Below are 18,408 nucleotides of genomic sequence, written 5' to 3'. Positions count from 1 at the left end.
CCGCCGGTGGTACGGGACTACAGCTTGCGCAGGCTGAGACGCTGCACCTTGTGGTCCGGGCCCTTGCGGACGACGAGGGCTGCGCGGCCGCGGGTGGGGGCCACGTTCTCCATCAGGTTGGGCTTGTTGATGGTCCGCCAGGTCGTGCGGGCGTAGTCGAGCGCCTCCTCCTCGGAGACCTGGGTGTACTTGCGGAAGTACGAGGACGGGTTCTGGAAGGCGGTGGCGCGCAGCTTGCGGAAGCGGTTGAGGTACCAGGCCTCGATGTCCTCGGCGCGGGCGTCGACGTACACGCTGAAGTCGAAGTAGTCGGCGAGGCCGACGCGGGTGCGGCCGTCCTTGCCCGGCAGGGCGGGCTGCAGCACGTTCAGGCCTTCGACGATGAGGATGTCGGGGCGCCGGACCGTGAGCTTCTGGCCGGGGACGATGTCGTAGATGAGGTGGGAGTAGACGGGGGCGGTGACCTCGTCCTTGCCCGCCTTGATGTCGGCGACGAACCGGGTGAGCGCGCGGCGGTCGTACGACTCGGGGAAGCCCTTCCGCGACATCAGGCCGCGTGCCTCCAGCTCCTTGGTGGGGAGCAGGAAGCCGTCCGTGGTCACGAGTTCGACGTGCGGGTGTTCGGGCCAGCGTGAGAGCAGGGCCTGGAGGAGGCGGGCGACGGTGGACTTCCCGACGGCGACCGAACCCGCCACGCCTATCACGAACGGGGTGCCGGACTGTGAGCCCTTCTCGCCGAGGAAGGTGTTCAGCGCCCCTCTCAGCCCGTCCGTGGCACCGACGTACAGATTCAGCAGTCTGGACAGCGGCAGGTAGATGTCCCGCACCTCGTCGAGGTCGATGACATCGCCCAGACCGCGCAGCTTCTCGACCTCCTCGGCGTTCAGCGGCAGCGGCGTCTTTTCGCGCAGCGCGCTCCACTCGGCACGGGTGAGGTCGACGTAGGGAGTCGCCTCCGGCTTGTGCCGGTGGGCGCTCCGGGGCATCGGGGAGACCGGAGAGATCACAGTCCATTGTTACGGGAGTGTGGACGGGGTGGGGCGTGGGGTCCGTCACGCGGGGCCTGGTGACCTCGCCGGCGGGCCGCGGGGCCGTGGGGCCGGTGGGGAAGGCGGCTGGAATTTCCGATATCGGGCACGAGATGCCGAGATGCGGCGGGTGTCGGCCCTTAGGCTGCGCGCATGTGCGGAATCGTGGGATACGTGGGGTCGCAGTCGGCGCTTGACGTGGTGATGGCCGGACTGAAGCGACTGGAGTACCGGGGGTACGACTCGGCCGGCGTCGCCGTACCGGCGGACGGCGGACTGGCCGCGGCGAAAAGAGCCGGGAAACTGGTCAACCTGGAGAAGGAACTGGTCGACCGGCCGCTGCCGACCGGGACGACCGGGATCGGGCACACCCGCTGGGCCACCCATGGCGGCCCCACGGACGCGAACGCGCATCCGCACCTCGACAACGCGGGCCGGGTCGCCGTCGTCCACAACGGGATCATCGAGAACTTCGCCGAGCTCCGCGCCGAACTGGCCGAGCGCGGCCACGAGCTGGCCTCCGAGACCGACACCGAGGTGGTCGCGCACCTGCTCGCCGAGGAGTTCTCGGTCTGTGCCGACCTGGCGGAGGCGATGCGGCTGGTGTGCCGGCGCCTGGAGGGCGCGTTCACGCTGGTCGCGGTGCACGCCGACATGCCCGACGTGGTCGTGGGCGCGCGCCGCAACTCGCCGCTCGTGGTGGGCGTGGGCGAGGGCGAGGCCTTCCTCGCCTCGGACGTCACCGCGTTCATCGACCACACGCGCTCGGCCATCGAGCTGGGCCAGGACCAGGTGGTGGAGCTGCGCCGGGACGGGGTGACGGTCACCGGTTTCGACGGGCGGCCCGCCGACGTGCGCTCGTACCACGTGGACTGGGACGCGGCGGCGGCCGAGAAGGGCGGCTACGACTACTTCATGCTCAAGGAGATCGCCGAGCAGCCCAAGGCGGTCGCCGACACGCTGCTGGGCCGTATCGACGCGGGCGGCTCGCTCCGGCTGGACGAGGTGCGGATTCCCGTGCGCGAGCTGCGGGAGGTCGACAAGGTCGTCATCGTGGCCTGCGGTACGGCCTTCCACGCCGGGCTGATCGCCAAGTACGCGATCGAGCACTGGACGCGGATCCCGTGCGAGGTGGAGCTGGCCAGCGAGTTCCGCTACCGGGACCCCATCCTCGGCGCGCGTGCGCTGGTCATCGCGATCTCCCAGTCGGGCGAGACGATGGACACCCTGATGGCGCTGCGGCACGCGCGTGAACAGGGCTCGAAGGTGCTGGCGATCTGCAACACGAACGGCTCGACGATCCCGCGCGAGTCGGACGCGGTGCTCTACACGCACGCGGGCCCGGAGGTCGCGGTCGCCTCGACCAAGGCGTTCCTCACCCAGCTGGTCGCCTGCTACCTGGTCGCCCTCTACCTCGGCCAGGTGCGCGGCACCAAGTGGGGCGACGAGATCCAGGCCGTGATCCGGGACCTGTCCCACATCTCCGGCGAGGTCGAGCGGGTCCTGGAGACCATGGAACCGGTGCGGGAACTGGCACGGACGCTCGCGGACAAGCGGACCGTCCTGTTCCTCGGCCGGCATGTCGGCTACCCGGTCGCGCTGGAGGGCGCCCTCAAGCTCAAGGAGCTGGCGTACATGCACGCCGAGGGCTTCGCGGCGGGCGAGCTGAAACACGGGCCGATCGCGCTGATCGAGGAGGACCTGCCGGTCGTGGTGGTCGTGCCCTCGCCGCGCGGCCGGTCCGTCCTGCACGACAAGATCGTGTCCAACATCCAGGAGATCCGGGCCCGGGGCGCGCGCACGATCGTGATCGCGGAGGAGGGCGACGAGACGGTGGTGCCGTACGCCGACCACCTGATCCGCATTCCGGTGACCCCGACCCTGCTGCAACCGCTGGTGGCCACGGTTCCCCTCCAGGTGTTCGCCTGTGAACTGGCGACGGCGCGGGGCAACGAGGTGGACCAGCCGCGCAACCTGGCGAAGTCGGTGACGGTGGAGTAGAGCCCCCGGTGGTCGGGGCCCGGGGGGCACCCTGGTGAGGGTGCCCCCACGGGTCAGCCGCGGGCGCCTCTGTGGCGGGTGTACAGCCGGCGGGTGAAGTGGGTCAGCAGGAGGGCCGGCAGGAAGGCGCGGGCGATCCGGCTCCACTGGGGTTCGGCCGCGGTGGCCTCGTGGAAGACGGCGAACAGCACGCCCACGCCGAAGACCACGTCCACCGTCACCATCAGGACGAGCGGCAGGGGCAGGCCCCGTACCGCTGCCTTCCAGCCGCCCGCGTTCCCGGTCTCGCCGTCCAAGGCCTTCCGCTCGGACGGCCGTGGGATCTGTTCCGGGTCCCGGGCGGGCAGGCGCACCAGTGCGGAGGCGGGCACTCCCGCGTCCACCCTCGCGGTTTCCGCCGGTGTGACGCCGCGGTAGAGGGTCGGCTCGATCGACACCCGGAAGCCGTCGAGCCCGGTCAGGGTGCGCGCCCCGTCGGGCCGGACGGTCATCGCCGCGACCGCGTCGTAACGTACGGTCACCGGGCCGCCCGGTGTCCTCAGGCTCACCCCTTCGGCGCCGATGACCAGCGTGAACCGGTCGTCATCCAGGGACTGGTGCCGGGTGCCGGTGACGGCCGACGACGAATACCGCGGGGCCGGCGTGCACCCCGCCCAGTCGGCATCCCGGCCCGGCACCTGGAGCAGCCCGTCGGCCCAGGCCGCGCGGGCGACCTCGCGCAGGTCGGCGACCGTCACCGCGGCCAGCTCGGCCCGGTGCTCCTCGGGGGAGAGGAGTGGGTGGCCGGTCAGCAGGTTCAGCGCGTACGAGGGCAGCATGGCGGCGCCGAGGTCGGGGGCGTCGTACACCTTGAGCATCTTGCCGCGCGCGGAGTCGAGTTCGGCCTGTTCGATGCGGCCCGCGCGCAATCGGGCGAAGGCGTCGACGAATCCGCCGACCACGGCGTCCTGCTTCTTCGGCAGCGCGTCGGCGTACGCCGTGAGGGTGGCGAAGCCGGCGTCGCGCGGGGAGTAGTCGGCCTGCGCGGTGTACGAGTAGCCGCCCTCCTGCCGCAGATCCCGGAAGAGGGCGCGGCTGAGGACGTCGGCGAAGACGGCGGCGGCGGTGGAGCGGGGCAGGACCGCGTCGAAGACGACGTGGCCGTCGTCGCCCAGGATGAAGGCGGGCGTGACGGGCAGCGCGCTGGACGCGGCGGGTGCCGGGACGCGGGTACCGGCGGGCAGCGTGAGGTCCAGGCCGTCCGGCACACCGTCGCCGGTGATCCACAGCACGGCGTTGTCCCTGGTGAAGCGGGTCCTTGCCCAGTCGCGCACCTGGTCGGAGGTCAGGTTCCAGGTGCCGAGCTGGCTGTAGCTGGACAGGCCGTATCCCTGGGCGCCGTAGCGCCACAGCGGCAGCTGGGTGCCGGGGCCGTTCCCGCGGCCGGCCGCCTCCGTGCGCAGGATCTCCTTCTCCGTCTCCAGCCGCTCCAGCGGGAGATCGCGCAGGGCCGCGCAGACGGCGTTGAGGTAGGTGACGACCTCCGGCTGGGTGCCGGTGACGTGGAAGTGGGTGTACGTGTTCGACGTGGCGCCGTTGTAGTGCAGGTCGGACCGGCCCAGTTCGTGCAGTGCGAGGTGTTCGACGAGATGGGTGATCCCGGACGTCGTCAGCGTCTCGTCGGCGCGGCCCACCCGGAAGAAGAGACCGGCGGTGATCTCGCCCGGTCGGGGGGCGCAGAGGGTGGGGATGCCCTGGGTGGTGGTGTGGGAGATCAGGGGTGCCAGAGCGGTGAGGCCGGTTGCGTCGGCCGGCGGGGCGGGAGCCGGCGGCTTCGTGGTGCTGGCGGTGCTCGTGGTGCTCGTGGTCGTACCCGTGGCGTCGGCCTCGGTCTCGGGCTCCCGCACCGCGGGGGTGTCCCTCTCGCGTTCCGTGGTCATGGTGTCCCGGCCCCCTCAGAGCGTTTCGAGCGCGGACGCGCGGAAGGTCGTGAACAGGCCGCGCCAGTCCGCCAGGTACTCCCACGGGAACTCCGAGGCCCTGTCGCCCAGTACGGTGAAGTGCCGGGCGGCGTCCCCGTGGTGACCGCCGAGGGAGAACGCCATCGCGAAGGCGCTGTGCGCGGCGACCGAGTCCCAGCCGGGCCGGTGGGCGGGGTGCAGCACCGAGCGCTCGGCGGCGGCGCGCAGGTCGTTGCGGACCGATATGTTCCGCAGGTAGGTGTCGGCCTCGACGCCTTGCAGTTCCATCCGGTGTTCGATGTGGGCGAGGGCGACCAGCGAGCCGGCGTCGGAGCCGTCCGACGCGGCGCTCGCGCACTCCTGGGCGAAGCCGTGCGCGGCGTCCCAGGAACCGCCCCACTTGGGGCACAGCTGCTGGAGCAGCAGGGTCTGGGCGCGATGGGTGTGCGCGGTGCCGGCCGACATCCGGTCGTACCGGCGGCGGGCCTCGGACTGGCCCAGCTCCAGACCGCGGGCGGTGAGCAGGCGGGTGGTCCAGGCGGGGGCGTACGCGGGGTGCTCCGCGCACACCTCGATGAGGAGCCGCTCGGCCCTGCGGAGCCACTCGTGGAACTGGTCGAACCGGTCGCGCGAGACGTCCCTGGCCAGGGCTCTGCTGCGAATGGCCCAGCCGACGCGGACGTACCGCTCGGCGAGAAGGGTGCGGGGCAACGGGTCGGCGGGCCGGGCCGCCACGGCCCGTTCCAGACACTTCTCCACATCAGGGACATCGGCGAGGTGATGGGAGGCGAAACAGACCTCGTCGGCGGAGCCGAGCCCGGCGAAGAAGGCGAGGACCGCCGCACCGTCGCCCTCCCGGGCGGCGGTGCGCAGCGGGACGAGTTCCGGGAACGCGTCGAAGGGGTCGGTCACCGGCCCGGAGGCGGTGACGGGTCTTCCTCCGTCCCTGTCGGTGCCCTTGGTGGTGCTGCTCATGTGTCCGCCCCCTGGCGATGGCGATGTGGGGCGCGCCGGCTGGCCCCCCAGGGCGCGCGAGAACGTGTGATCGACGCGTGGTCAATGCGAGGTTGACGTGTGGCGTGATCGAGTTGCCGCAGGCTAACAGGGAGCTGTGACAGGACGGGAGCGAGATATCGGGGCGCAGCCCCGGTCGGGGGACCTGACCGGCCGCGGTTCGGTGGTACGCCGAGGGGGGCGGGCCGGTCGTAGGGTGCTCGGCATGAGCATCATCGGGGTCGGTATCGACGTGGCCGAGATCGACCGGTTCCGCGCGTCGCTGGAGCGAACGCCGGGGCTGGCCCAACGGCTCTTCCTGGAACAGGAGTTGCACCTGCCGAGCGGGGAGCGCCGGGGTATCGCGTCGCTCGCCGTGCGGTTCGCCGCGAAGGAGGCGGTCGCCAAGGCACTGGGCGCTCCGGCCGGAATGCACTGGACGGACGCCGAGGTCTATGTGGAGGACAGCGGCCGGCCGCGGCTGCGGGTGCGCGGGACCGTGGCGGCACGCGCGGCCGAACTGGGCGTCATGTCGTGGCACGTGTCGCTCAGCCATGACGCGGGGGTCGCCTCGGCGGTGGTGATCGCGGAAGGCTGAGGGCCGTCCCGCGACGTCCGGCGGGCTGGCGTCGGCAGCTACGGCCCTCGCCGCGTCGCCCGATCGACCGAACACGCCGTCTACGGGGGCGGCCCCGCGCGGTGCGACGCACGGCGTCCGAGGCCGCGCGCCGATCCACCGGGGACCACGCGACGGCCCGGGCCCCGCCGCCGAGGCCGGAGCGGCACGCAGGGGCTCCGTACGGGAGACTCGGTGCCATGCGTACTGCGTACAGCGTGGAGACCGTGAGGACCGCCGAACGGGAGCTGATGGCACGGCTCCCCGAGGGGGCGTTGATGCAGCGGGCGGCCGCCGGACTCGCCGCCGCCTGCGCGGACGTACTGGGGCGGGTGTACGGCAGCCGGGTCGTGCTGCTGGTCGGCAGCGGGGACAACGGCGGGGACGCGCTGTACGCGGGCGCGCGTCTGGCCCGGCGCGGCGCGGGTGTCACCGCGCTGCTGCTCGCGCCCGAACGCACCCATGCCGGGGGGCTGGCCGCGCTGCGGGGGGCGGGCGGGAACACGGTCACGGGCGGGGACGGCTTCCTGGGCACCGCGCAGGAATTGATCGGGCGGGCCGACCTCGTCGTCGACGGCATCGTGGGGATCGGGGGCAAGGGCGGTCTGCGGCCCGACGCGGCGACGCTGGCGGGGTTCGCGGCGGGATCCCGTGCGGTGGTGGTCGCCGTGGACCTGCCGAGCGGTGTCGAGGCGGACACCGGAGAGGTCCTCGGCCCGGCGGTCCACGCCGATCTGACGGTGACCTTCGGGACCCACAAGCCGGGGCTGCTGATCGATCCGGCGCGCGAGTACGCCGGTTCCGTGCGCCTGGTCGACATCGGGCTCGATCTGCCCGAACGGGCCGAACTGGAGGCCCTGCAGCACGCGGACGTGGCGGCGCGGCTGCCCGCGCCGGGGGCGGAGAGCGACAAGTACCGGCGGGGCGTGGTGGGGATCGCGGCCGGGTCCGCCCGGTATCCCGGGGCCGCCGTGCTGGCCGTTTCCGGGGCGCTGCGCGGCGGCGCGGGGGCGGTGCGCTACGTCGGGCCCGCGGCGGACGCCGTGATCTCCCGTTTTCCCGAGACGCTGGTGTCGGACCTGGGGCCCGCGCGGGCCGGTCGAGTGCAGGCGTGGGTGGTGGGGCCCGGTGCCGGGGACGACGCGTCGGCGGTGGCCGAGGTGCTGGAGGCGGAGGTGCCGGTGCTCGTCGACGCGGACGGGCTGCGGCTGGCGGATCGCGCGACGGTGCGCGGACGTACCGCGCCGACGCTGCTGACCCCGCACGCCGGTGAGGCGGCGGCGTTGCTCGGAGTGTCGCGGGAGTCGGTGGAGGGGGCCCGGCTGGCGTCCGTGCGGGAGCTGGCGGCGCGGTACGGGGCGACGGTGCTGCTGAAGGGGTCGACGACGCTGATCGCCGATCCGGGGGGCGGGGTCGTGCGGGTGAATCCGACGGGGACCGCGTGGCTGGCGACGGCGGGGAGCGGGGACGTGCTGTCGGGGCTGGCCGGGTCGTTGCTCGCGTCGGGGTTGTCGGCGTCGGACGCGGGGAGTGTGGGGGCGTATCTCCACGGGCTCGCGGGGCGGTTCGCGGCGGACGGGGCGCCGGTGGGGGCGCATGACGTGGCGGAGGCGGTACGGGACGCTTGGCGCGACGTGATGGGGTGACCCGGTGACCCGGTGACCCGGTGACGTGTTGACGCCGGGGGTGAAATCCCCGGGGGCGTTGCCCATTACGGGGGACACCTTCCGCGCGGCTCACCCCCTCCCGCCCCCACGTTGCGTATCGCTGAGCGCATGATGATGAGCAGACGAACGACCTGCCGAAGCGCGGCGGTGATGCTGGCGCTGCTGACCGTACTGCCCGCGCAGACAGCCCTGGCCGACACGCACGGCCCCTTGACCCCCGGCCCGGAAAGCCCGCTGCCCGCCTCGGCGCCCCGGTTGGTGCCCGCGGTGGGCGGCCTGGTGCCCGGTGTGGCGCCCGGCCCGCGCCAGTCGTGGCAGGTCCCGGCCGACATGCCGGACCTGATGCTCCCGCCGGTGGTGTACACCCCGAGCGCCCGCGAGGACGCCGTCGAGCCGCGGGACGCCACCGCCGGGGAGGACGCCCTGATCGAGTACGTTCCGCCGGGCGACGCCGCCGACAAGACCCTGTCGTGCAGCAGGCGTACCGGCCCCTATCAGCGCCAGGTCGAGCGCTGGCTGAAGCTGAGGGTGGACGGGAAGCAGTCCGGCGGCGACTGCCGCGCGATCCGGGCGTTCCAGACCCGGCACGCGATCAGGCCGGCCACCGGATTCGCGGGACCCGTGACCTGGGCCCACATGCGGTTGCTCTCCGCGCGCAAGAACCCGAACGCGGCCGGGAAGTGCCCCGTCCGGGCCTCCCGGGTGGCCTGCGTGGACCTGGCCCGCCAGCTCACCTGGGTGCAGAAGGGGAAGAAGGTGCTGTGGGGACCGGTGCCGATGCGCAGCGGACGGGCCGGGTACCGGACCAGGACCGGCCAGTTCAAGATCTACTGGAAGCACAAGAACCACTGGTCGACGCTGTACAACAGCCCCATGCCGTACAGCCAGTTCTTCAGCGGCGGCCAGGCCTTCCACGCCGTCTACGGCAGCGTCTACGACCCGCACGGCTCGTGGGGCTGCGTCAATCTGCGCCTCGCCGACGCCCGTACGCTCTGGAACGTGCTCAGGACGGGCGACCGGGTGTCCGTGTGGGGGCGCAGGGCCGGTACCTGACCGTCCGGCGTCGTCCGGGGCCGCCGGAGCCGGAGATCGTCCGAGACCGTCCGGGCCGCCCGAAGGGCACCGGCACAGGGGGGCGGTCGGACCCCTCTGAGACACTGGGGGCGCGATGAACGAGACAGCACCGCTGCGCGCCCGCGCAGAGATCGACCTGGCCGCCCTGCGGGCCAACGTGCGGACCCTGCGCGCCCACGCGCCGTCCGCGGCCCTGATGGCCGTGGTCAAGTCCGACGCGTACGGCCACGGAGCCGTCCCGTGCGCCCGCGCGGCGCTGGAGGCCGGCGCCACCTGGCTCGGCACCGCGACCCCCGAGGAAGCCCTCGCCCTGCGGGCGGCGGGCATCCCGGGGCGCGTCATGTGCTGGCTGTGGACCCCGGGCGGTCCCTGGCGTGAGGCCGTGGAGGCCGACCTCGACGTGTCGGTCAGCGGGATGTGGGCACTGCGGGAGGTCGTCGCGGCGGCCGCGGCCGCCGGTGTCCCGGCCCGCGTCCAGCTCAAGGCCGACACCGGACTCGGACGCAGCGGCTGCCAGCCCGCCGACTGGCCCGAGCTGGTCGCGGAGGCCCTGCGCGCCGAGGCCGGGGGCCGGATCCGGATCACCGGCCTCTGGTCGCACTTCGCCTGCGCCGACGAGCCCGGCCACCCTTCCGTGCGGGCCCAACTGACACTGTTCCGCGAGATGGTGGCGTACGCCGAGGAGCAGGGCGTGCGTCCCGAGGTGCGGCACATCGCCAACTCGCCGGCCACGCTGACCCTGCCCGAGAGCCACTTCGACCTCGTCCGTACGGGGATCGCCGTCTACGGCATCTCGCCCAGCCCCGAGATCGGCACCCCGGCCGACTTCGGACTGCGTCCGGTGATGACGCTGAGCGCGTCGCTGGCGCTGGTCAAGCACGTACCGGGCGGTCACGGCGTCAGTTACGGGCACCACTACGTCACTCCGGGCCCCACCACCCTCGGCCTGATCCCCGTCGGCTACGCGGACGGCATCCCCCGGCACGCCTCCGGGACCGGCCCGGTGCTGGTCGGCGGCAAATGGCGGACGGTCGCGGGCCGGGTCGCGATGGACCAGTTCGTCGTCGACCTCGGCGGGGACGAGCCGGCGCCCGGCTCGGAGGCGGTCCTCTTCGGTCCGGGCGATCGCGGTGAGCCGACCGCCGAGGACTGGGCGCGGGCGGCGGGCACGATCGCGTACGAAATCGTCACCCGGATCGGAACCCGGGTGCCGCGCGTACACGTGAACAGGGAACAGGACGGGTAACCGCACAGGGTGTCCCGGGCAGGACAACAGGACATGCCGACACGAGCGGCGGCGGCTTCAGCCGCACCAGCACCATCATCAGTACCACCAGTACCACCAGCGACACTGGCCATGACAGCACCACCGATACCAACGGACACATCAGTGGACGAGATCCCGGCGAAGAGGAGCGGTACGTGAGCGAGAGCAGCGCGGAGGCCGTGACGGATGTCGCCGCGGCGGCCGTCGCCTCCGCCGCCGGGAACTGGCGCAAGGCCGGTATCGCCGGTGTCGCCATAGGCGTGGTCGCCGCCGGCGCGGCGGCCGGAGTCGCCATAGAGAGGCTCACGGTCGGCCGCGGCATGCGGAGCAAGGCGCGCCTCGCGCTCGACTCGACCGGCCCGTACGGCTCACTGCGCGGCACCCCGGGCAAGGCGTACGCGGACGACGGCACCGAGCTGTACTACGAGGTGGACGACATCGAGCAGGACGTCACGTTCACCCCGCGCCGCCGCAGGCTCTTCGGCCGCAAGGCCCCGGCACCCGTCACCGTCGTCTTCAGCCACGGCTACTGCCTCAACCAGGACTCCTGGCACTTCCAGCGGGCCGCGCTGCGCGGCGTGGTGCGCACGGTGCACTGGGACCAGCGCAGTCACGGCCGCTCCGGGCGCGGGGTCGACCAGTCGAAGGACGGCACGCCGGTCACCATCGACCAGCTCGGCCGCGACCTGAAGGCCGTCATCGACGCCGCCGCGCCCGAGGGGTCGGTCGTGCTGGTCGGGCACTCCATGGGCGGCATGACCGTCATGGCCCTCGCTGACCAGTACCCCGAGCTGATCAGGGACCGGGTCGTCGCCGTCGCCCTCGTCGGCACCTCGTCGGGACGGCTCGGCGAGGTCAACTTCGGGCTGCCCGTCGCGGGCGTCAACGCGGTACGGCGGGTGCTGCCCGGGGTGCTGAAGGCGCTCGGTCAGCAGGCCGCCCTCGTGGAGCGCGGGCGGCGTGCCACGGCCGACCTGTTCGCGGGGATCATCAAGCGGTACTCGTTCGCCTCCCGGGACGTCGACCCGGCCATCGCGCGGTTCGCCGAGCGGATGATCGAGGGCACACCTATCGACGTGGTCGCGGAGTTCTACCCGGCCTTCACGGACCACGACAAGACGGAGGCGCTGGCGCGCTTCGCCGACCTGCCGGTGCTGGTGCTGGCCGGGGTCGGCGACATGGTGACGCCCAGCGAGCACAGCGAGGCGATCGCCGACCTGCTGCCCGACGCCGAACTGGTGCTCGTACCGGACGCCGGACACCTGGTCATGCTGGAGCGCCCCGAGGTGGTCATGGACCGCCTCGCCGACCTTCTGATGCGCGCGGGCGCCGTTCCCGCAGGGGCTACCGTGGGTGGCTATGGAAGCACCAGCAGCACCGCACAACCCGGCTGAGCCCGCCGCCGCGCGGGCCGGCACCGACGCCGGCGTGAACATCACCGTCAACTCGCCCGACCAGATGCGGGAGCTGGGCCTTCGGCTCGCCGAGCTGCTGCGCGCGGGTGATCTGGTGATGCTCAACGGTGAACTCGGCGCGGGCAAGACGACCCTGACCCGCGGACTCGGCGAGGGGCTGGGCGTACGGGGCGCCGTCACGTCGCCGACGTTCGTCATCGCCCGTGTGCACCCCTCCCTCGCCGACGGTCCGCCGCTCGTGCACGTGGACGCGTACCGGCTGGGCGGCGGGCTCGACGAGATGGAGGACCTCGACCTCGACGTGTCGCTCTCCGACTCGGTCATCGTCGTGGAGTGGGGCGAGGGCAAGGTCGAGGAGCTGACCGACGACCGCCTGCACGTCGTCATCCACCGGGCGGTGGGCGACACCACGGACGAGGTACGGCACGTCACGCTGACCGGACTGGGCGCGCGCTGGGCGAGTGCCGACCTGAACCTCCTCACGGCGTAGCCCCGGATCTCCTCACGGCGTAGCCCCGGGGCCCCGGGCTCCGCCACGGCGCCGCGCGTTCTCCGTCCGGGTTCCGACAAGTCGTCGGCAAGATGTTGCGTTCGGCGTCCCGGCCGTGGTCACATGGAGATCAGGCCGTAGTTAGGTGTACCTAACCACGCTAGCCCCCCGAGGCCCAGGAGGCGTCCATGTCGGCATCAGAACGTGACGTGCGCGACCTGCCGACGCAGCAGCCGCGAGCGGTGGCCGGGGTGTCGATGCGGGATCTGCTGGCGTCGTGCGCCGCGGCCGAGGCCGTGTCGAGGCCGCCGCGGGCGCCTCGGGCGCCGTTGTCGGAGGCCGGTCGGGGGGACGAGCGGTCCCGCGACGCGGCGTAGGGCTTCGCCGGGGCGGCGGTGGGAGTCGGTCCCGGGGTGGGTTTCCTCGGTTCCGTAGGTCTTCTTGATTCCCTCGGGTCCGTTGAATCCCTTGGTTCCGTGAGGCCCGGGTGGGTTCCGTGGGTTCTTCCGGTGCGGGTGGGGTGTGGCCGGGCGCGCAGTTCCCCGCGTCCCTGAGGGGCGCTCCTGCCGGGGCGGCGGGGCAGGTGCGGCGAGTCGGGCCTCGTGCGCGGGCGTTGCCGTCGCGCGGGGGATCGCTCGGTGTCGGCCGGACCGCGTCAGGTGTCGGCCGGCCCGTGTGAGGGAGTCGGCCCGAGTGGTCGTCGGGCGTCGGGCGGGGTGGTCACTGGATGACGACGACCTTGACGCCGACGGTCGCGAAGGTCCACATGGCGTCGCCGTCGGCGCGTGACTCCCGGATGCCGCCGAGTTTCTTCCCGGGGTCGGGGGCGGACGTGGAGCCGTCCCGCGCCGCGCTGAAGCCGATCACGATGCCGTCGACCACGGTGAACCGCACGACGTGCTCGATCTGCGCGCCGTCCGATCCGGTGACGATCCGGCCGCGTGAGGTGACGTCGTACGTACCCACGACCGGGTCCACCGTGCCGGGCGTGACCGCGAAGGTGCGCTGGGTCCTGTCGTCGTCCCCGACCAGCCACACGCGGTCGTCGTCGATCGAGTAGACGACCCGCTCGCCGTCGCCCGAGTCGCCGGGCAGCGCCGCCGGGTTCTTCCGGTCCCGGGGCGCCTTCGTGGTGGAGAGGTCGGTGGACGCGCCCACGCGGGGCCCGGCCAGCTGGTCCGGCGCGTTCGCCGACGCCTGGTAGGCGAGGAAGCCGACCACGGCGACGGCCGCGGCGGTCAGCCCGGCCACGAATCCCGAGCTGCTGCTGGCCACCCTGTGCCGCCTCTCGTACCTTGATCGCGTCCTGTATGTCCTGTGTGGTGACGGTAGCAGCACGGGTCCGGCGGACCATGGCGGCCGTGCTCCGGGCCGCCGGACACCCCCCGGGCGCCGTACGCTGTTTGCGTGCTCTTGCTCGCTCTGGATACCGCCACCCCCGCCGTGACCGTCGCCCTGCACGACGGCACGTCCGTCATCGCCTCGTCGAGCCAGGTGGACGCGCGCCGGCACGGAGAGCTGCTGCTGCCGGCTGTCGACCGTGTGCTCACCGAGGCCGGCCTGCGGCTCGACGCCGTCACCGGCATCGTCGTCGGCGTCGGCCCCGGCCCGTACACGGGGCTGCGCGTCGGCCTCATGACCGCCGACACCTTCGGTCTCGCGCTCGGCGTCCCGGTGCACGGCCTGTGCACCCTCGACGGGCTCGCCTACGCCGCCGACATCGACGGCCCCTTCGTCGTCGCGACGGACGCGCGGCGCAAGGAGGTGTACTGGGCCCGGTACACCGACTCGCGCACCCGCGTCTCCGAGCCCGCCGTCGACCGGCCCGGCGACCTCGCGCTGGACGGCCTGCCCGCCGTCGGCGCGGGCGCCCTGCTCTATCCGGACACCTTCCCGGACGCCCGCGCGCCCGAGCACGTGTCGGCGGCCGCCCTCGCGTCCCTGGCGGCCGAACGGCTGGCCGCGGGTGAGGAACTGGAGCCGGCCCGGCCGCTGTATCTGCGCCGCCCGGACGCCCAGGTGCCCAAGAACTACAAGGTGGTCACCCCCAAGTGACCGCCGTGCTGCGCGAGATGCGCTGGTGGGACATCGATCCCGTCCTGGAGCTGGAGAAGGACCTCTTCCCCGAGGACGCCTGGTCGCGGGGGATGTTCTGGTCCGAACTGGCCCACGCCCGCGGGTCGGAGGCGACGCGCCGGTACGTGGTCGCCCTCGACGGCGACCGGCTCGTCGGGTACGCGGGGCTCGCCGCCGCCGGTGACCTCGGCGACGTGCAGACGATCGCCGTCCGCCGTGACCAGTGGGGCACCGGCCTCGGCGCGCGGCTGCTGGCCGAGCTGTTGCGGGCGGCGACCGCGTTCGAGTGCGCGGAGGTGATGCTCGAGTGCCGCGTCGACAACGTACGGGCGCAGAAGCTGTACGAGCGCTTCGGCTTCGAACCCATCGGCTTCCGGCGCGGCTACTACCAGCCGGGGAACGTCGACGCCCTGGTGATGCGCCTCAACGACCCTTCCACCTCAGTAAACGGCGTACAAGGAACCGAGATCAATGGCTGACGAACCGCTCGTCCTCGGCATCGAGACCTCCTGCGACGAGACCGGCGTCGGCATCGTCCGCGGCACCACGCTGCTCGCGGACGCCATCGCCTCCAGCGTCGACGAGCACGCCCGCTTCGGCGGGGTCGTGCCGGAGGTCGCCTCCCGCGCGCACCTGGAGGCGATGGTGCCGACCATCGAACGCGCCCTGAAGGACGCGGGGGTGAGCGCCCGTGACCTCGACGGGATCGCGGTGACCGCCGGCCCCGGACTCGCCGGCGCGCTGCTCGTCGGGGTCTCGGCGGCGAAGGCGTACGCCTACGCCCTGGGCAAGCCGCTGTACGGCGTCAACCACCTCGCCTCGCACATCTGCGTGGACCAGCTGGAGCACGGCGCGCTGCCGGAGCCGACGATGGCGCTGCTGGTCTCGGGCGGCCACTCGTCACTGCTCCTGTCCACCGACATCACCTCGGACGTCCGTCCGCTGGGCGCGACCATCGACGACGCGGCGGGCGAGGCCTTCGACAAGATCGCACGTGTGCTGAACCTCGGCTTCCCCGGCGGTCCGGTCATCGACCGGTACGCCAAGGAGGGCGACCCGAGGGCCATCGCCTTCCCGCGCGGGCTCACCGGGCCGCGCGACCCGGCGTACGACTTCTCGTTCTCCGGCCTGAAGACCGCCGTGGCCCGCTGGATCGAGGCGAAGCGGGCGGCGGGTGAGGAGGTGCCCGTGCGCGACGTGTCCGCGTCCTTCCAGGAGGCGGTGGTGGACGTCCTGACCCGCAAGGCCGTACGGGCCTGCAAGGACGAGGGCGTCGACCATCTGATGATCGGCGGCGGTGTGGCGGCGAACTCCCGGCTGCGCGCCCTGGCCCAGGAGCGCTGCGAGGCCGCCGGGATCCGGCTGCGGGTGCCCCGGCCGAAGCTGTGCACGGACAACGGGGCGATGGTCGCGGCGCTGGGCGCGGAGATGGTCGCGCGGGGGCGCGCGGCCTCCGACTGGGACCTCTCCGCGGACTCGTCCCTCCCGGTGACCGACCCGCACGTGCCGGGCCGCTCGCACACGCACGATCACGTGCACGAGGTCAGCAAGGAGAACCTCTACTCGTGAGCGTCGCGCTGATGTGGGAGGCGCGGGCGGTCGACGGGCGGGGCGACGAGCTGCTCGCCTGGGTGCGCGAGCGGGAACGGGAGCTGCCGGACCGGCCGCTGCGCGGCGAGATCCTGCGGGCACCTCAGGACCGGGTCCTCGTCATCACCTGGTGGAACGCGGCCTACGACGCCGAGCTCCCGGAACTGCCCGAACCGGACGGCGAGTTGGTGACCCGGACGGTGCACCGGTGGCGGTTCGAGTCGGTCGGCGGGCTCTGACCGCCCCGCGCTTCCCGCGCCGTCGACCGGCGCTGGGACGGGCGGTGCTCCTGAGGCGGATGGTGCTCCTGTGGCGGACGACGGGACGGCGCCGCGGCCGGCCGTGCGCACCACGGGGGAGAGGGCCGGTACCGAGGTGAGTACGGCCTGAGAAAAGTGAGATTTTCCGAAAAAAACGCGAACAGGTGTTTCCGCTCGTAACAATTCGGACTTACGTTCTACACCGTGATCGGAGCAGACGGGCAGAGGGACGAGAACGAGGGGGCCCCGGGACCCGGTGGCCGTCGGCGGGGGCTGCTGAAGGCCGCGGGTGTAGCGCTCGCCGGCGTCCTCGTGCTCTCCGCGGTGGGGGCGGGCTGGGTCTACTGGCACCTGAACCACAACATCAAGAGCGTCGACATCAACGGCGCGCTCGGCGACGACCGCCCCCCGAAGCCCGTGGCGACCCCGTCCGCCTCCGCCTCCCCGCTGCCGAGCGGGTCCCTGAACATCCTGGTCCTCGGCTCCGACTCGCGCAGCGGGAAGGCGAACGCCGCACTCGGCGGCGGCGACAGCACGGGTGCCCGTTCGGACACGGCGATGGTCGTCCACATCGACGAGGGCCGCGCCGAGGCGACCGTGGTGAGCATCCCCCGGGACACCCTGGTGACCCGTCCGTCCTGCCCGACCCCGTCCGGCGGGACCAGCTCGGTGGCGTACGGCACGATGTTCAACAGCGCGTACTCGCTCGGCGGGCCGGTCTGCGCCGTGAAGACCGTCGAGTCCCTGACGGGTGTCCGCATGGACCACTACCTGGAGATCGACTTCTCGGGCTTCGCGAAACTGGTGAACGCGGTCGGCGGGGTCACGGTGACCACGGACGAGGACATCGACGACGACCAGAGCCATCTGCACCTGAAGGCCGGCACCCATCTCCTGGACGGCACCCACGCCCTGGCCCTGGCCCGTACCCGGCACGGCATAGGCGACGGCAGCGACCTCGGCCGCATCGGGCTCCAGCAGAAGCTGGTCAAGGCGCTGCTGGAACAGATCTCCTCGACGTCCCTGCTGACCAGCCCCGCCAAGCTCTACCAGGTCGCCGACGCGGTCACCGGCAGCCTCACCACGGACACCGGCCTCGACTCCCTCGGTGAACTGACGAAGCTCGGCCAGAGCCTCAGGTCCCTGTCCGCCGACCACGTCAGGACGGTCATGATGCCGGTGGTGACGGCTCCCTCGGACGCCAACCGGGTGGTGGCGCGCGAGCCGGCGGCGGGCGAGCTGTGGGCGTTGCTCAAGTGACCCTGTACGTCAGCAGATAACGCCAGTAGAGAAGCTGCCGGACGCGGGCGCCCGGCAGCAGACGGCTCGCCTCGCCACGGACGGCGGTCAGCGACATCCGCGGCGCGCGCACCGGGGCCGGGACCACCGTGGGCCCGCTCCCGCGCAGCCGTTCGCCCGCCGACACCCCGGCCCGTGCCACCGCGTTGGCGGGCACCGCCGCGAGATCCCACCAGGTGTGTCCCGCGTAGCAGCCCAGCACCAGCAGCGTCCCGCCGGGCGCCAGCGCGTCGCGGAACCTGGTCACCGTGCGGAAGGGCATGTGATGCAGGCTCGCGAGGCAGGTGATGACGTCGTAGTGCGCCTTCGGCAGCGCCGCGGAGGCGGCGTCCGTCCGCCGGAACCGGGGCCCGCCGCCGATCCGTTCGGCCTCGGCGATCACCTTCGCGGACGGGTCGACGGCGTCCACCGTGTAGCCGCGCGCGGCGAGCCGCCGCGCGAAGCGGCCGGTGCCGCAGCCGACGTCCAGCGCGGTCCGCCCGTGCGTGGGCAGTTTCCGCAGCAGGAGCCGGTGGTAGTGGTCGTTGTGGTCGAAGGGCATACGGGAAACCTCGCACACCGCCCCCAGGGGCGGTAGTGCTCCCCGGACAGCTGCCCTTCGGCCGTCCTCCGGCTGTCCGCTGTCCGCCGACCGTCGTTCAGTCGTCCGCCGGCCGCCCGGGAAGCCTTCGGGAAGCCGTCCGGCGGCACTC

At 72.8% G+C, this 18,408-nt stretch carries 18 protein-coding genes; 13 read left to right on the top strand and 5 right to left on the bottom strand.

Annotation, left to right across the window (positions count from 1 at the left end):
* Positions 1–17: 17 nt before the first annotated feature.
* Positions 18–986, bottom strand: coding sequence for a type I pantothenate kinase (coaA, locus tag GFH48_RS17035; RefSeq protein WP_194280861.1), 969 nt, complete (start codon positions 984–986; stop codon positions 18–20).
* A 195-nt stretch (positions 987–1,181) separates the two neighbouring features.
* Between coaA and glmS the strand changes: the two genes are divergently transcribed.
* Positions 1,182–3,029, top strand: coding sequence for a glutamine--fructose-6-phosphate transaminase (isomerizing) (gene glmS, locus GFH48_RS17030; protein WP_153289099.1), 1,848 nt, complete (start codon positions 1,182–1,184; stop codon positions 3,027–3,029).
* Positions 3,030–3,082: 53 nt separating this feature from the next.
* On the opposite strand, the gene GFH48_RS17025 is transcribed toward glmS, so the two are convergent.
* Positions 3,083–4,948: a M16 family metallopeptidase gene (locus GFH48_RS17025; RefSeq protein WP_228120648.1), complete on the bottom strand. Its 1,866-nt coding sequence runs from the start codon at positions 4,946–4,948 to the stop codon at positions 3,083–3,085.
* A 15-nt stretch (positions 4,949–4,963) separates the two neighbouring features.
* Complete coding sequence (locus GFH48_RS17020; protein WP_228120645.1) at positions 4,964–5,944, bottom strand: hypothetical protein; 981 nt, start codon at positions 5,942–5,944, stop codon at positions 4,964–4,966.
* A gap of 244 nt (positions 5,945–6,188) precedes the next feature.
* On the opposite strand from GFH48_RS17020, the gene GFH48_RS17015 reads away from it, so the two are divergent.
* The 7 genes from GFH48_RS17015 to GFH48_RS16985 all read left to right on the top strand — a co-directional run bounded on the left by GFH48_RS17015 (position 6,189) and on the right by GFH48_RS16985 (position 12,868).
* Positions 6,189–6,560 (top strand): holo-ACP synthase, encoded by a 372-nt coding sequence (locus tag GFH48_RS17015; protein ID WP_153289098.1) that lies wholly within the window; start codon positions 6,189–6,191, stop codon positions 6,558–6,560.
* 218 nt (positions 6,561–6,778) lie between these two features.
* A complete protein-coding gene (locus tag GFH48_RS17010; protein ID WP_153289097.1) occupies positions 6,779–8,224 on the top strand; it encodes an NAD(P)H-hydrate dehydratase in 1,446 nt (481 codons plus the stop codon).
* A 132-nt stretch (positions 8,225–8,356) separates the two neighbouring features.
* Positions 8,357–9,298 (top strand): L,D-transpeptidase family protein, encoded by a 942-nt coding sequence (locus GFH48_RS17005; RefSeq protein WP_407698714.1) that lies wholly within the window; start codon positions 8,357–8,359, stop codon positions 9,296–9,298.
* 115 nt (positions 9,299–9,413) lie between these two features.
* The gene (gene alr / locus GFH48_RS17000) at positions 9,414–10,565 is read left to right on the top strand and encodes an alanine racemase (RefSeq protein ID WP_153289095.1); all 1,152 of its coding nucleotides are present in this window, start codon (positions 9,414–9,416) and stop codon (positions 10,563–10,565) included.
* A 176-nt stretch (positions 10,566–10,741) separates the two neighbouring features.
* A complete protein-coding gene (locus GFH48_RS16995) occupies positions 10,742–11,980 on the top strand; it encodes an alpha/beta fold hydrolase (protein WP_153289094.1) in 1,239 nt (412 codons plus the stop codon).
* The gene (gene tsaE, locus GFH48_RS16990) at positions 11,946–12,491 is read left to right on the top strand and encodes a tRNA (adenosine(37)-N6)-threonylcarbamoyltransferase complex ATPase subunit type 1 TsaE (protein ID WP_153289093.1); all 546 of its coding nucleotides are present in this window, start codon (positions 11,946–11,948) and stop codon (positions 12,489–12,491) included. The genes GFH48_RS16995 and tsaE overlap by 35 nt, the downstream gene beginning before the upstream one ends.
* Positions 12,492–12,679: 188 nt before the next feature.
* A complete protein-coding gene (locus GFH48_RS16985) occupies positions 12,680–12,868 on the top strand; it encodes a hypothetical protein (protein ID WP_153289092.1) in 189 nt (62 codons plus the stop codon).
* A 343-nt stretch (positions 12,869–13,211) separates the two neighbouring features.
* Here the strand turns inward: GFH48_RS16985 and GFH48_RS16980 are convergent, their stop codons facing one another.
* A complete protein-coding gene (locus GFH48_RS16980) occupies positions 13,212–13,766 on the bottom strand; it encodes a hypothetical protein (RefSeq protein WP_153289091.1) in 555 nt (184 codons plus the stop codon).
* Positions 13,767–13,898: 132 nt separating this feature from the next.
* Here GFH48_RS16980 and tsaB point away from each other — a divergent pair, with 132 nt between their 5' ends.
* The 5 genes from tsaB to GFH48_RS16955 all read left to right on the top strand — a co-directional run bounded on the left by tsaB (position 13,899) and on the right by GFH48_RS16955 (position 17,677).
* A complete protein-coding gene (tsaB, locus tag GFH48_RS16975) occupies positions 13,899–14,546 on the top strand; it encodes a tRNA (adenosine(37)-N6)-threonylcarbamoyltransferase complex dimerization subunit type 1 TsaB (protein ID WP_153289090.1) in 648 nt (215 codons plus the stop codon).
* A 17-nt stretch (positions 14,547–14,563) separates the two neighbouring features.
* Positions 14,564–15,046 (top strand): ribosomal protein S18-alanine N-acetyltransferase, encoded by a 483-nt coding sequence (gene rimI, locus GFH48_RS16970; protein WP_153292957.1) that lies wholly within the window; start codon positions 14,564–14,566, stop codon positions 15,044–15,046.
* Positions 15,039–16,136: a tRNA (adenosine(37)-N6)-threonylcarbamoyltransferase complex transferase subunit TsaD gene (gene tsaD, locus GFH48_RS16965; RefSeq protein WP_153289089.1), complete on the top strand. Its 1,098-nt coding sequence runs from the start codon at positions 15,039–15,041 to the stop codon at positions 16,134–16,136. Before rimI ends, tsaD begins: the two co-directional genes overlap by 8 nt.
* Positions 16,133–16,396 carry a hypothetical protein gene (locus tag GFH48_RS16960; RefSeq protein ID WP_153289088.1) on the top strand — a complete coding sequence of 88 codons (264 nt, stop codon included), beginning with the start codon at positions 16,133–16,135 and terminating at the stop codon, positions 16,394–16,396. The genes tsaD and GFH48_RS16960 overlap by 4 nt, the downstream gene beginning before the upstream one ends.
* A gap of 294 nt (positions 16,397–16,690) precedes the next feature.
* Positions 16,691–17,677: an LCP family protein gene (locus tag GFH48_RS16955; RefSeq protein ID WP_153292956.1), complete on the top strand. Its 987-nt coding sequence runs from the start codon at positions 16,691–16,693 to the stop codon at positions 17,675–17,677.
* On the opposite strand, the gene GFH48_RS16950 is transcribed toward GFH48_RS16955, so the two are convergent.
* On the bottom strand, positions 17,670–18,257 hold the full coding sequence (locus GFH48_RS16950; protein ID WP_153289087.1) for a class I SAM-dependent methyltransferase: 588 nt from the start codon (positions 18,255–18,257) through the stop codon (positions 17,670–17,672). The two genes, GFH48_RS16955 and GFH48_RS16950, sit on opposite strands and share 8 nt — an antisense overlap.
* Positions 18,258–18,408: the final 151 nt, after the last annotated feature.

This window comes from Streptomyces fagopyri (genome assembly GCF_009498275.1).
Taxonomy (GTDB): domain Bacteria; phylum Actinomycetota; class Actinomycetes; order Streptomycetales; family Streptomycetaceae; genus Streptomyces; species Streptomyces fagopyri.
This window is presented reverse-complemented; position numbering and strand designations above follow the sequence as displayed.